Annotated in this window: 12 protein-coding genes; 7 read left to right on the top strand and 5 right to left on the bottom strand. The window is 68.9% G+C overall.

Features of this window, described 5'->3' with window-relative positions; all coding sequences use genetic code 11:
* Positions 1–6 precede the first annotated feature (6 nt).
* Both ACLQ3C_RS07590 and ACLQ3C_RS07585 read right to left on the bottom strand, forming a co-directional pair.
* Positions 7–969 (bottom strand): glutamate ABC transporter substrate-binding protein, encoded by a 963-nt coding sequence (locus tag ACLQ3C_RS07590; RefSeq protein WP_425704462.1) that lies wholly within the window; start codon positions 967–969, stop codon positions 7–9.
* Between the two features lie 71 nt (positions 970–1,040).
* Positions 1,041–2,486: a hypothetical protein gene (locus ACLQ3C_RS07585; protein WP_425704461.1), complete on the bottom strand. Its 1,446-nt coding sequence runs from the start codon at positions 2,484–2,486 to the stop codon at positions 1,041–1,043.
* A 305-nt stretch (positions 2,487–2,791) separates the two neighbouring features.
* On the opposite strand from ACLQ3C_RS07585, the gene ACLQ3C_RS07580 reads away from it, so the two are divergent.
* Entirely contained in the window at positions 2,792–3,274 is a 483-nt protein-coding gene (locus ACLQ3C_RS07580; RefSeq protein WP_425704419.1) for an NUDIX hydrolase, read from the top strand.
* Between the two features lie 20 nt (positions 3,275–3,294).
* On the opposite strand, the gene ACLQ3C_RS07575 is transcribed toward ACLQ3C_RS07580, so the two are convergent.
* Together ACLQ3C_RS07575 and thiE are read right to left on the bottom strand one after the other, a co-directional pair.
* Positions 3,295–3,663 (bottom strand): hypothetical protein, encoded by a 369-nt coding sequence (locus tag ACLQ3C_RS07575; protein ID WP_425704460.1) that lies wholly within the window; start codon positions 3,661–3,663, stop codon positions 3,295–3,297.
* 287 nt (positions 3,664–3,950) lie between these two features.
* Complete coding sequence (gene thiE / locus ACLQ3C_RS07570; RefSeq protein ID WP_425704418.1) at positions 3,951–4,664, bottom strand: thiamine phosphate synthase; 714 nt, start codon at positions 4,662–4,664, stop codon at positions 3,951–3,953.
* Positions 4,665–4,853: 189 nt separating this feature from the next.
* Between thiE and ACLQ3C_RS07565 the strand changes: the two genes are divergently transcribed.
* From ACLQ3C_RS07565 to ACLQ3C_RS07540, 6 genes are all read left to right on the top strand, one after another.
* Positions 4,854–5,951 (top strand): FAD-dependent oxidoreductase, encoded by a 1,098-nt coding sequence (locus ACLQ3C_RS07565; RefSeq protein ID WP_425704417.1) that lies wholly within the window; start codon positions 4,854–4,856, stop codon positions 5,949–5,951.
* Positions 5,948–6,148 (top strand): sulfur carrier protein ThiS, encoded by a 201-nt coding sequence (gene thiS, locus ACLQ3C_RS07560; protein ID WP_425704416.1) that lies wholly within the window; start codon positions 5,948–5,950, stop codon positions 6,146–6,148. Before ACLQ3C_RS07565 ends, thiS begins: the two co-directional genes overlap by 4 nt.
* Positions 6,141–6,905 carry a thiazole synthase gene (locus ACLQ3C_RS07555; protein WP_425704415.1) on the top strand — a complete coding sequence of 255 codons (765 nt, stop codon included), beginning with the start codon at positions 6,141–6,143 and terminating at the stop codon, positions 6,903–6,905. Before thiS ends, ACLQ3C_RS07555 begins: the two co-directional genes overlap by 8 nt.
* An 81-nt stretch (positions 6,906–6,986) precedes the next feature.
* Positions 6,987–8,093 carry an ABC transporter ATP-binding protein gene (locus tag ACLQ3C_RS07550; RefSeq protein WP_425704414.1) on the top strand — a complete coding sequence of 369 codons (1,107 nt, stop codon included), beginning with the start codon at positions 6,987–6,989 and terminating at the stop codon, positions 8,091–8,093.
* Complete coding sequence (locus ACLQ3C_RS07545; RefSeq protein WP_425704413.1) at positions 8,090–8,860, top strand: ABC transporter permease; 771 nt, start codon at positions 8,090–8,092, stop codon at positions 8,858–8,860. Before ACLQ3C_RS07550 ends, ACLQ3C_RS07545 begins: the two co-directional genes overlap by 4 nt.
* Positions 8,861–8,943: 83 nt before the next feature.
* On the top strand, positions 8,944–11,544 hold the full coding sequence (locus ACLQ3C_RS07540) for a LuxR C-terminal-related transcriptional regulator (protein ID WP_425704412.1): 2,601 nt from the start codon (positions 8,944–8,946) through the stop codon (positions 11,542–11,544).
* Positions 11,545–11,665: 121 nt separating this feature from the next.
* On the opposite strand, the gene ACLQ3C_RS07535 is transcribed toward ACLQ3C_RS07540, so the two are convergent.
* On the bottom strand, positions 11,666–12,757 hold the full coding sequence (locus ACLQ3C_RS07535; RefSeq protein ID WP_425704459.1) for an EamA/RhaT family transporter: 1,092 nt from the start codon (positions 12,755–12,757) through the stop codon (positions 11,666–11,668).
* Positions 12,758–12,778: the final 21 nt, after the last annotated feature.

Here is a 12,778-nt window from a genome sequence, read left to right as displayed (position 1 = left end):
CGTCGGTCAGTCCCGGTAGAACACTTGTGGTGGACCGTAACCGGGCCCGATGTCGCCCAACCAGCGGGCGTAGATCTCGTTCCATCGCCCGTCGGCCTCGGTCGCGGCGAGTACGCCATCGACGAATCGGACCATGTCGTCGTGTCCTTTCGGGAGCCCGATGCCGTAATCCTCCGTTCCGAGTCCGGGACCGACCATCTGAACCCATGGGTCCTGCTGGGCCAGGCCGGCCAGGATCGCGTCGTCGGTGGTGATCGCATCGACCTGCCCCTGCTGCAACATCACCAGACAATCGGCCCAGGTGACTGTCGTGATCATCTTGGCACGCGGTTGTTCGGCTTGCATTCGGCCGATCGAGGTGGTGCCACGAGCCGAGCACACGCGTTTGTCCGCGAGACCGGAGACGTCGGTGATGCCGGAATTCCGTAGAACGAGAATGCGTTGGGATGCAACGTAATACGGGGAAGAAAAGCTGACCGACTGTGCGCGGTCGCACGTGATCGACATCGTCTTGACGACGAGGTCGACGGAGCCGCTGCGCAAGGCGTCGATCCGGTCGGAAGAACTGAGCACCCGGAATTCGATCCGGTTGGGGTCGCCGAAGATCGCTCGGGAGACCTCCCGTGCGAGGTCGACGTCGAAGCCCTGGAGGTCGCCGCTGAGCGGGTCCCGGAAGCTGAACGGGCTCGAGCCGATGTCGGTGCCGACGATGAGCCGTCCGCGTGCGGCGATCGCCGCCATGGTGCTGCCCGGCGGCATCTGCGCCGGCTCGGGCATGGGATCGGGCGGACGCAGGGCGGCGGTGGCGTCACAGGAGGTGGGCGCGGGCTCGGTGCTCACCTCGGTCGCCGCGCCCGGCGGGGTCGGGGTGACCGCGGGTGCCGTCGGGGGAGGCGACTGCGGCGCGGCGAAGGTGACGCAACCGGAGGTGAGCAACGCGACCACGGCGAGTACGGCGCCGAGGATCATCGTCGCGCCCGAAGTCTTGCGGCGGGCGCGCGCGGGCGGCCGGCGACGGGTGAAGGGGATCGGTGTGTGCGTCATCGGTACTCGCGGACACGGGGAATCAGGCCGATGACCAGCGCTACGGCCGCGAAGATCGTCAACACGAGAATGCCGGTACCGGTGTAGCCGATCAGGCGCTGCGCGGTGTTGATGTCGTCGCGGAATGACGTGCGGGTGGTGGTGATGGCGTCGGTCAGCGCGGAGTCGACGGCCGCGTAGCTACCTGCGGTGCTCTCGGGCGTCGTGCCGATCGTCAGCATGCGGGCCTGCCGGAAGTCGCCGCGCTCGATCGCCGCCCGCGCCTGCTGGTCGGATTTCTGCCACTGATCGAGCGCCGAGGTCACCGACTGCACCTGCGCCGGCGTCAACGCACCACCAGTGGAGCTGGTCCGTCCACCCAGATCGGTGAGCAGCGCGCTGATGCCGGACGTGGCGGTGGCAAAGGTCTGATCGAAGTCGCTCTGATCGGTGCGCCGGATGAGCGAGAGCGTCTCCGCCGAGCGGGCCTGCTGGGTGAGGATGCGGGCCTCGGTCAGCTGCCGCAGCGGGTCGGCACCATCGGACTTGGCCGAATTGGTCGCGGCCACCGACGTCAGCCCCGATACCAACAGCCAGATCAGTCCGCCGACGATCGCGGTGAGGGCAGCGAGCACCCCGATGTTGAAGCGGCGGCGGGTGCGTCGCCTCAGGTAACGGGACACCGCGATGAGGGCCAGGGCCAGGATGAGCAAGCCGGCGTAGACGCCATAGGGCGGGACGGTCAGGGTGTGTTGCGGGTCGGCGATGGCCTTGGAGCGGCGTTCGTAGAGTCGTTGCGCGGCGGGCAGGATCTGGTCGTGCATCAGTGCCGACGCCTGGCCGAGATAGGCGCTGCCCACCGGGTTGCCGAGCCGATTGTTGGTGCGCGCGGTCTCGATGAGCCCGCTGTAGACGGGGATGGTGGTCGCCAATGTCTTGAGGTCGGCGTTGACCGCGCGGGTGTCGGCGTCGTCGTCCTCGCCGGGTGCGCCCGAACTCCCGGCGGCGCGCATCAACGAGGCCGACGCGGTGGCCAGGGCATTCGAGTAGCGGGTTCGTAGATCCGGGGACTCCAGGCCACCGGAGATGAAAGCGGAGTTCGCGGAGGCGTCGGCAATCGACAGCGAACTGTAGAGGACCTGCGATGCCTCGGCGAGCGGTTCGCCCCGGTCGATCATGCTCTTGAGGGAATTGGTGCGGTTCTCGAGGACGTTCGAGCCGTACCAGCCGGTGCCGAGGATCGCGAGCGCGAGCACCACCGCGATCAGGACGAGTTTGCCGGGGGTGGTGCGCGCGTAGTGGCGCATGGTGGTCAGCGGTGACTGGGCGCGCGTCCGGCCCGACGACGTCGACTCGCGCCGGTCGGCCAGCGCCTGCCGCAAGGGTGGCGACGACGAGCCCGGGCGGATGGTGCGGCCTGCACGGGTCAGCACCGTCCGCATGGGAGATGCCTCGCCGGTCACCACACGATCCCTTCTTCGCTGATCGGTCATTCGTCGTCGTTGTGGTTCGCCGACATCCCCGCCCGGCGGGGGCGACATGCCCGAAAATGACCCGTGTTCGGTGTATCGCTCCTGCGGTGCCGGTCTGTTTCAACCCTAGCCGCGCCGCGGTGACGAAGGCCTCACGTCGCCGGGGCGTTTCCCGCCCGGGGGAGATCTCGATCCCGCGTGCGCGGAACCTGGTTCCGGTGGGCCCGGTCACATACGGTGGAGGCAGCAGACGGTGAGCAGAAGTCGGATCCGCAGGTCGGGTAACAGGAGGCACGGTGCGAGGAGACGGGGACGGCTGGGTCATCGACGCCGATGGTTCGCGGTATTGGGGTGTGCACGGGGCGGCCGGTCTGTTGCTGCGGACGCTGCGTCCCGACGGTCACACGCTGATCCTGCTGCAGCACCGGGCCGCGTGGTCGCATCAGGGCGGAACCTGGGGAATCCCGGGCGGCGCGCGGGACTCCCACGAGGGAGCCGTCGACACCGCGTTGCGCGAAGCGCACGAGGAGGCCGGGCTCGATCCGGCGCCGGTGCACGTCACCGCCGCACTGATCACCCATCGCGCCGTGGGCGGCTGGACCTATACGACCGTCATCGCCGACATCGACAACCCCGTCGCCACCGTGGCCAACGGCGAGTCGGCGGAACTGCGCTGGGTCGACGCGTCCGACGTCGACGCGTTGCCGCTGCACCCCGGGTTCGGTGCGGCGTGGCCGGAACTACGCGACCGTATCGCCGCGCTCGACCTGTTGAACTGACCGCCGACCCAACCGACCGTCTACCGGGGCAACAGGCGGTTCGCCCCCGCGATCAGTGCATTGATGTTGGCTTCGTCGCCGGTGGCGCCGGCACCGTAGGCCCAACACTGCCGATCGTCGCCTTCACACAGCAAGAAGGTCGCGAAACCCTCGTCGGTCCGGCGCTGACGAAGCGTGAGGATCCCGACGCGAGCACCCATGTCGTGCAGGATCGAGGTCATCGCACCCACCGGACCGGTGGCCCTCGCGGACAACGACATGATGCGGTCGGCGCAGGCCATGGTCGCCCGGCATTCGATCATGTCGGCGGGCGCGGGTGTGATCGACAGCGAACCGAGCCGGATGGTGCCGGTTGCGCCGTAGACGTCGGTGAACTCGTCCCAGGTCATGCCGTCCACCTCCGCGTGAATCGCTCGGGGGAGCCGGTCGGCAATCGAACCGGACGGTTGCGTGCTCGGGTGGGTCGAGTCGGTGCCGGGCAGATAGAAAAGTGTGTGCATCGTGGTCAGCATTTCGGTCGAATCGGTGACCGGCGAGAATGCGCGACGACCCCGCAGCGGGGGGTCGGTCAGATCGGACCCCGCTACGGGGTGAGTACGAGCGCGATTCGAATGCACATGATCGGGCCACTGTAACGCCGTGGCGACGGGTCGGCAAACAGTATTTGCCCGGCGGGTCAGCCGAACGCCAGACCCGCGCGGAGGCCGGCGGCCGCGGTGGCCGGATCGGCGGCGGCGGTGATGGCACGCACGACGACGAGCCGCGCGGCACCGGCGTCGACGACAGCGGGTAACCGCGCCGCGTCGATGCCGCCGATCGCGAACCACGGCTTGTCCGTCGCGGTCGCGGCCACCTCCCGGACGAGATCCAGGCCGGGTGCGGCGCGTCCGGGTTTGGTGGGCGTGGGCCAGCAGGGGCCGACGCAGAAGTAGTCGACGGCGTCGTCGCCGATCGCGCCGCGGGCCTGCGCCGCATCGTGGCTGGACAGTCCGATGATCGTGTCGGCGCCGACGATGCGGCGGGCGTCGGCGGGACGCAGATCGCCCTGGCCGAGGTGCAGGACGTCGGCACCGGCGAGCAGTGCGATGTCGGCGCGATCGTTGACCGACAGCAGTGCACCGTGGGCATCGACGACGCCGCGCAGTGCCGCCAGGATCTCCAGTTCCTCGCCCGCCTCCAACACGCCGAACGCCTGCTCACCGCGGGAACCCTTGTCGCGCAATTGGACGATGTCCACACCGCCGGCGAGAGCGGCGTCGACGAACTCGATCAGGTCGCCGCGTTCCCGGCGCGCATCGGTGCACAGATAGAGCCGGGCCGCGGCCAGACGCGATCGCAGCGGGTGGTCGGCCGCGGCGGCGTCGCGCGCAATCAGGTTCTCTCCGGGCATGTCTCACACCCTAGCCATGGCCGGTGCCCGTCGGCGGAAGCGATGGGCGTCGGCACCGGGTCCATCGCCTGCGTTAGTCTGGAAGACACGACACGGGAGTCCGGGGTACGCCGGGCTGAGAGTGCGGGACGCTCCCGCTGACCGTCACACCTGATCCGGATCATGCCGGCGAAGGAAGGATGCGCAAGCATGCAGGGCACCGAAGAGAAGGGCACCGGCCGGACACTGGCCGTCATCGGCGGTGGCGTCATCGGTCTGACCTGCGCCCTCGCCGCCGCCGACGCCGGCTGGCATGTTCGTGTCCTCGACGCCGGCCGGCAGTGGCGGGCCGCGTGGGTCGCCGGCGGGATGCTCGGCTCGCTCGGCGAGGGACATCCCGGCGAGGACGCGTTGCTGACGATCTCCGAACAGTCCGTGCGTGGCTGGCCCGCCCTCGTCGAGCGGTTGGGCGACCCGCAGATCATGACGGCGACCGACTCGCTGTTCGTGGCGACCGGCGCCGCCGACATGGCCTATCTGACCCAGCTCGCCGACTACGTGTGGTCGGCCCGGCCATACGCCGCCGACCGGCTGAGCCGGGTCGACGCCGCAGGCATACGTGCGCGCGAGCATGCCGTCGGCGCTCGTGTGCGCGGCGGCTATCTCGCGACAGGTGAAGGCGCCGTGGATAATCGGCGTCTGCTGGCCGCGCTGGCCGCGGCGCTCACCGCGGCCGGTGGGCAGATCGTCCCGCGCCGGGTCGAGGACCTCGCCGAACTCGACGACGCCGACCAGATCCTGATCGCCGCGGGGGCCGGGGTCGGGCAGCTGTGGCCGTCGGCGCCGATCCATCTCGCCAAAGGCGAGGTGCTGCGCCTGCGGGCGGACCGGTGGACGGTGCCGCCGCCGCGCCACGTGATCCGGGCCCGGGTCGACGGCCGAATGGTGTACGTGGTGCCGAGACACGACGGAATCGTCGTCGGCGCAACCCAATACGAGGGCGATGCGGAACAGTGGCGGCAGGGCGACGCGGCACCGCAGGCGGGTGGGGTGGCCGATCTGCTCGCCGATGCGATCGAGGTCTTCCCGGGGGCGCGCGACTACACGCTGGTCGAGGCGGGTGCCGGATTCCGGCCGTGCTCACCCGACGGACTGCCCATCATCAAGCGTCTCGACGACCGCGTCAGCGTCGCCGCTGGACATGGACGGAACGGAATCGTGTTGGCGCCGTACACCTCCGACGTGGTCACCCGCATTCTCGGTGCGGAGATGCCTCTCGGAGCAGGCGCGGAGAGGAGTGCGATATGACGATCACGGTGAACGGCGCGGAGGCCGCCCTAGACCCGGGCGGGTCGGTGCGAGATCTGCTGACCTCCATGGGTTTACCCGACCAGGGGATCGCGGTGGCCGTCGACGGCGCGGTGGTGCCGCGCAGCCGTTGGGGCAGCGTCGCCCTGGCCGACGGGACCGCGGTGGAGGTCGTGACGGCGGTGCAAGGTGGTTAGCATCCCCGACACGCTGCGGATCGCCGACCGGGAGCTGTCGTCGCGGCTCATCATGGGTACCGGCGGGGCGAGCTCCCTCGACGTCTTGTCCCGAGCGCTGGTCGCCTCCGGTACGGAGCTGACGACGGTGGCGATGCGCCGAGTGAGTGCCGGGAGCGCGACCGGCATACTGGATGTGTTGCGGCGACTGAAGATCCAACCATTGCCGAACACCGCGGGCAGCCGCACCGCGGCCGAGGCGGTGCTGACCGCACAGCTCGCGCGGGAGGCATTGGATACCTCCTGGGTGAAGCTGGAGGTGGTGGCCGACGACCGCACCCTCTTGCCCGATCCGGTCGAACTCCTCGACGGTGCACGGCAATTGGTCGACGACGGATTCACCGTGCTCGCCTACACCAACGACGACCCGGTGCTCGCGGCCCGCCTCGAGGATCTCGGGGTGGCCGCGGTGATGCCGCTCGGGTCGCCGATCGGGACGGGGCTCGGTATCCGCAATCCGCACAACATCGAGATGATCGTCGCCGCGGCGACGGTCCCCGTGGTCCTCGACGCCGGGATCGGTACGGCCAGCGATGCCGCACTGGCGATGGAACTCGGTTGTGATGCAGTGCTTCTCGCGTCGGCGGTGACGCGGGCCGAAGATCCGGAACGGATGGCGACGGCGATGCGTCATGCGGTCACCGCGGGCCGGCTGGCCGCCACGGCGGGCCGGATTCCCCAGCGCCGGTGGGCCCTCGCGTCCTCGCCGGTCATCTGATCGTCTGCATTTGACGTCGCCCTTGCGTGGTCGCCCCGTGTGTGTGCCGCTGTCTGACCATCGCTGTGTAGTCTCGTCGGCATGTTGAGCGTCGAGAACCTCACGAAGGACTTCGGCAACGTTCGTGCCGTCGACAACCTCACCTTCGAGGTCCGCCCCGGACTCGTCACCGGCTTCCTCGGGCCCAACGGCGCCGGGAAGTCCACCACCATGCGGATGATGCTGGGTCTGGACCGGCCGACGTCGGGCAGGGCCACCATCGACGGCAGGCCCTATCGTGAACTCGACCATCCGTTGCGGCATGTCGGCGCGCTGCTCGATGCCAAATGGGTACATCCCAATCGCAGCGCCCGCTCGCATCTGCGATGGCTGGCCGCCAGCAACGGTATTCCCGCCTCCCGGGCCGATGCGGTCCTCGAGACGGTGGGTCTGACGCAGGTGGCCCGCAAACGCGCGGGTGGCTTTTCGCTGGGTATGTCGCAGCGCCTGGGCCTGGCCGGTGCCCTGCTCGGCGATCCGCACACGCTGCTCTTCGACGAGCCCGTCAACGGGCTCGACCCCGAGGGCATCGTCTGGATCCGCAACTTCATGAAGTCCCTTGCCGCCGAGGGCCGTACGGTTTTGGTGTCGAGTCACCTGCTGACCGAGATGTCGCTGACGGCCGACCGGCTGGTGGTGATCGGGCAGGGCCGGCTGATCGCCGACAACTCGGTGTCGGAATTCACCGCGGCCGCCAAGACCATCGTGCGGGTGCGTACCCCGCAACCCGAACAATTGCATACTGCGCTCGGCTCGGCGGGATTGTCGGCGCGTGTCGAGCACGACACCCAGGGCCGCACCCTGTTCGCCCTCGACGACGTCACCACCGACCGGGTCGGCGACATCGCCGCGGCGGCCGGCGTCACCGTGCATGAGCTCGTCGCCCAGACCGCATCGTTGGAGGAAGCATTCATGGCGATGACCGCCCACGCCGTCGAGTATCACGCCGGTGCCGAGGGGCCGGGTGGGGCGCCGGATGTGCTGCCGCCGGGCCAGTTCCCACCGCCGGGCCAGTACCCACCGCCGGGCCAGTACCCGCCGCCGGGCCAGTTCCCACCGCCAGGCCAGTGGGCCGTCCCGCAGCAAGGTCCACCGCCGGGCCGATATCCACCGCCGGGCCAGTACCCGCAGGGTGGGGGAGCCCGATGATCGACCTGTTGCGTGCCGAACAGATCAAGCTCACCTCGATCCGCTCGCCCTACTGGTGCATGGGGCTGGTGGTGATCCTCAGTATCGGGATCACGTCGCTGTTCGCCGGGTTGGCCGGCAACGTCAACGACGCATCGCAAGGCGCGCCGCCGTCGGCCGGGGTGGACGGCACCTCTCTGAGCTTCGTGCTGATCGGTCTCGACCAGTTCGCCGTCATCGTGCTGATGATCATGGCCGTCCTCGGCATCACCAGTGAGTACCGATTCTCGACGATCCGCGCGACGTTCCTCGCCGCCCCCAAGCGGACGTCGGCACTCCTGGCCAAGGCCGGGGTATACGTCGGTCTGACCCTGGTCACCATGCTGGTACTCACCGTCGTCTGCCTCGGGATTCTCGTCGCCGGTATCGGCGGGTTCGGATTCGGTGACGGGGCGGTGATCCGGCAGATCTGGGGCATCCCCGTCTACGCGGCGCTGTGCGTCCTGCTGTCGCTCGGCGTGGGCGCGCTGGTGCGGCAGACCGCCGGTGCGATCTCGCTCGTGCTGGTGTGGATGCTCGTCATCGAGACGATCCTCGGGTCGGTGCCCAAGGTGCGTGACTGGATCGGACCCCTCCTGCCCTTCGCCAACGGCACGCGTTTCTTGACCGGTGGCACGGCCGACGACGACTTCCACTGGAATTCCGGTGTCTCACTGGTCTACTTCGCGGTGTGGGCGGTGGTCATCTTCGCCGCGGGGGTATGGGCGGCCAATCAGCGCGACGCCTGACACCCGGGCGCAGTGGCGGGTCATTACCTGATCGGCTGAAGACAAGGCTGCGTTTTAGCTGATAAAAGGACTAAAATACCCGCATGGCGAACTGGCCTCTGGTCGAGCGCGAAAAGGAATACCGTGCGATCTCGGCCGCGCTGCGCGACGAGACGGCTGTGTGCGGTGTCGTGCTGACCGGTGATTCGGGCGTGGGCAAGACCACTCTCGCACGCCACGTGACGGCCGAGATCGGCGCCGGTGTGCGCTGGGTCGCCGGTACCGAGTCGGCCCGGTCGATCCCGCTCGGGGTCTTCGCCCATCTTGTGGGCCCGGCGACCTCGAGTGACCCGGTCACCTACCTGTCGGCCGCCCGCGAGTCGCTGCTGGCCGGGGGCAACGCGGTGATCGGTGTCGACGACGCGCATCTGCTCGACGAACTCTCGGCAACGCTGCTGCATCAGCTCGCCATCGACCGAGCCGTGCACATCGTGGCGACCGTGCGCAGCGGCGAGTCCGTCCCGGATGCGGTGACCTCACTGTGGAAGGACAACCACCTGCTGCGGATCACGTTGTCGCCGTTCACCAAAGCCCAGAGCGTCGAGCTGGTGGAGTCGGTGCTCGGTGGTCAGCTCGAGGAGCACTCGGCGGACCGGATGTGGGCGGCCTCGGGCGGCAACGCGCTGTTCCTGCGGCACCTGGTCGACGGTGCCCGCCAAGCCAACACGCTGCGTCAGGTCAACGGGGTATGGCAGCTGCGCGGCCGGGCCGCGATCACCTCGGAACTGGCGTCGTTGCTCGACGGCCGGATCGAGCAACTCGACGAGTCGGTGCTGACCGCCCTGAAATATCTGAGTCTGTGCGAGCCGCTGAATCTCGACGTCCTCGCCGAGGTCGCCGGCGAGGAGGCCGTCGAACAGGCCGAGATCGACGGGCTGGTGCGGCTCGAGCGGGACGGCCGCGAACTCAACGTCGGCTTCCATCACCCACTGTTCGGGGAGGTGATCCGACGCCGCCTGGGTTTTGCATCCTCGCGCCGGCTACGCGGCAACCTGGTGCGTGCGCTGCGGGAACGACCGTTGTCGACGCCGCTCGACCGGATCCGGCTGGCCGAATTGGCGTTGGAGAGCGACCGGTCGGCCGTCGACCTCGGATTGTTGTCGGCGGCCGCAGACGACGCGCTCAACCTGGCACAGACCCCGATGGGTGAGCGTTTCGCGCGGGCCGCGCTCGAGGAGGGTGGCGGACCGGCCGAGGCCGAATTGCTGTCGAGGGCACTGATGTGGCAGGGACATCCGGACGAAGCCGAGGAGATCCTCGCGCACATCGACACGACCGGTCTGGACGTACCGCTGCGGCTGCGGATCGGATTGCAGCGCGTCGGAAACATGTTCTGGGTGATGAATCATGCCGAACCGGCCGAGAAGATCCTTGCCCAGGTGCGTGACGGGGTCGACGACGAGAATCTGTTGCGGATCGTCGATGGCATCGCGTCGGCGTGCGCACTGTTCGAGAACCGTATCGATGATGCGATCGCGCTCTCGGATCTTGCACTCGAATCGCCGAACGCCCTGCCGTGGGCGGTCGAATGGGGTGTATTCGGCGGGATGCTGTCACGCGCGCTGTCGGGGCGAGGCGGTGCACTCGATCCGCTCGCCCGGCGTGCCCGCGAGGCAGAACGGTTCACCGATGGGCTGTTGCGATATCCGGCCGCGATCGGTGAGATCCTCGGACTGATCCTGACCGGCCGGCTGGACGAAGCCAAGGTGGCGGTGCGGCGTTACGTCGCATTCGCCGACACCGCGCAATACCTCAGCTGGGCGATGTCGGGGATCCTCGTGTCGGCGGTCGATCTGGCGCACGGCGACTGCGCCTCGGTGGTGCGGCGCATCGAACAGACCTTGGCCACCCTCGACGGCGACGAGTACTCCGCGTCGTGGAACTTTCCGGCGTATGTCTTTCTGGCCCAGGCGCTCAGCGCGCTGGGGGAGGCGGAGCGCGCCGAAGTGGTACTCGGCCGGGCGGCCGCGCGCGACGGTGCACATGTGGCGGTGTTCCGGCCGATGCTGTGGATTGCGCAGGCATGGCAGGCCGCGGCGGCCGGGACCTTGTCGATCGGTATCGAACGAGCTTGTGCAGCAGCACGACTGGCGGCCGAGACAGATCAGTTCGCGATCGAGGCGGAGGCGCTGCACACCGCCGTACGCTTCGGGGATGTCAGCGCCGGGCCACGTCTGGCCGAGTTGGCCGAACAGATCGACGGACCGTCGGCGCGACTCTACGCCCGCCATGCGGCGGCGCTCGCAGCCGGTGACGGCGTCGAACTCGACGTCTGCGCCGCCGATCTCGAGGCGCTCGGCCTGCGGTTGTCGGCGGCCGATGTGGCCGCGCAGGCCAGCCGTATCCACGATCGTTCGGGTAGCAGGTCGGCGACGGTGGCGTCGTCGTCGATGGCGAATCGGCTGGCGTCGGCCTGTGGCGGGTTGCGCACCCCGGCGCTGATCGAGGCGGCGCAACCGCTGCCCCTGACGACCCGCGAACGCGAGATCGCCAACCTCGTCGCGTCGGGCTTGTCCAACAAGCAGATCGCCGCACGGCTGACCGTTTCCGTCCGTACCGTCGAGGGGCACATCTACCGGGCGTGCACCAAACTCGACGTCACCGATCGCGACGGCATCGCCGACCTCATCCTGCGCGAACGCTGACGGACCGTCTCTGAAAGTTCTTCCCCCACTTGTTGTTTCGTCCTCCAGAAACTTGCGGAGGACGAACAGAAAAGTGGGGGAAGAGTGGCTCTTCCCCCACTTTCAGCGGCTGGTTGGGCGGCTACTGGGCGCGGTTGCGGGCGTTGCGACTCGCGGCGGGACCGTCGTCTTCGCGCGGACCACCGAAATCGGCTTCGAGGTCGTCCTCGACGAGGGTGAAGTCGGCGTCGCAGAACTCGTCCTCCACCGATCCGTACTCGCCGCCGCCGCGCTCGGTGTCGGCGGTGCGGGCGGTGTCGGCGGTGCGGGTCGTGTCGTCGTCGGGGTCGCCGTCGAAATCCTCACGGCCACGGTGCCATCCGCCCTTCATGGGCGGTGCCTCACCGAAGTGGTCTGGATCGCCTGAGCCGTACCACGCGACGAGCACCGCGCCGATCACCGCCCCGATGAAGCCGACGATCGCGAGCCAGCCCAATCCGGCCTTGGCGGTATCGCCGAGGAACAGCACACCGACGAGGCTCGGTCCCGCGGTCTCGCCGACCACGAGCACGGCGGTGACACCGTTGACCGCGCCGAGTTGCAGCGCGACGGTCTGCACGAAGAAGCCGCAGGCGCCGGCCACCGCGATGGTCCAGGCGGCGGGATCGGTGAGCAGCACCTTCAGATCGAACGGATGCACGCCGTCGAGGATGCGGACGGCGATGGCGATCACGCCGAACAGCAGCCCTGCCATCGCCCCGCCGACGATCGCCCCGTGGCGGCCGAGGCGGTACACCCCGAGCAGCGCCAGCGTCGACAAGACGATCGTCGCGATGAACAGACCCCAATGGATGGAGTGCTCATGGCCTTCGCCGGTGCGGTGCGACGAGGAGAAGCCGAGCAGGCACAGTGAGAACACGACCAGCCAGACGGCCACCCAGTCGCGGGTGTGCAAGGCGATGTTCAGCATGATCGTGCCGAGCAGTGCGGTCACGACGAGGTTGGCCGAGACGATGGTCTGCGAGAGGAACAGCGGCAGGAAGCGGGCGGCCACCGCGCCGCCGGCGAAACCGACGATCACCATGACCGTGCCGAGGATGAAGGACGGGTCGACCAGCGTCGACATCGTCGACTGCAACGTGGGTCCACCGGCCGGGTTGGTGTCGCCGACGCCCTCCTCGCGGGCGACCTGGGCGACCCGGCGCGCGCCGAGCGCGCGCAGCACCGTCGACATCCCGTAGGCGACTGCGGCCAG

Origin of the sequence: Gordonia sp. DT30, from assembly GCF_049844915.1 — a bacterium.
GTDB lineage: Bacteria > Actinomycetota > Actinomycetes > Mycobacteriales > Mycobacteriaceae > Gordonia.
The sequence above is the reverse complement of the archived record's forward strand: the minus strand, read 5'-3'. Positions and strand labels throughout refer to the sequence as shown.

Bases quoted from the DNA above. Each gene is read 5' to 3' on its own strand.
- ACLQ3C_RS07590 (WP_425704462.1), bottom strand. From the start codon at position 969: ATGATCCTCGGCGCCGTACTCGCCGTGGTCGCGTTGCTCACCTCCGGT.
- ACLQ3C_RS07575 (WP_425704460.1), bottom strand. From the start codon at position 3,663: ATGACCTGGGACGAGTTCACCGACGTCTACGGCGCAACCGGCACCATC.
- thiE (WP_425704418.1), bottom strand. From the start codon at position 4,664: ATGCCCGGAGAGAACCTGATTGCGCGCGACGCCGCCGCGGCCGACCAC.
- ACLQ3C_RS07565 (WP_425704417.1), top strand. From the start codon at position 4,854: ATGCAGGGCACCGAAGAGAAGGGCACCGGCCGGACACTGGCCGTCATC.
- thiS (WP_425704416.1), top strand. From the start codon at position 5,948: ATGACGATCACGGTGAACGGCGCGGAGGCCGCCCTAGACCCGGGCGGG.
- ACLQ3C_RS07550 (WP_425704414.1), top strand. From the start codon at position 6,987: ATGTTGAGCGTCGAGAACCTCACGAAGGACTTCGGCAACGTTCGTGCC.
- ACLQ3C_RS07545 (WP_425704413.1), top strand. From the start codon at position 8,090: ATGATCGACCTGTTGCGTGCCGAACAGATCAAGCTCACCTCGATCCGC.
- ACLQ3C_RS07540 (WP_425704412.1), top strand. From the start codon at position 8,944: ATGGCGAACTGGCCTCTGGTCGAGCGCGAAAAGGAATACCGTGCGATC.
- ACLQ3C_RS07535 (WP_425704459.1), bottom strand. From the start codon at position 12,757: ATGTCGACGGTGCTGCGCGCGCTCGGCGCGCGCCGGGTCGCCCAGGTC.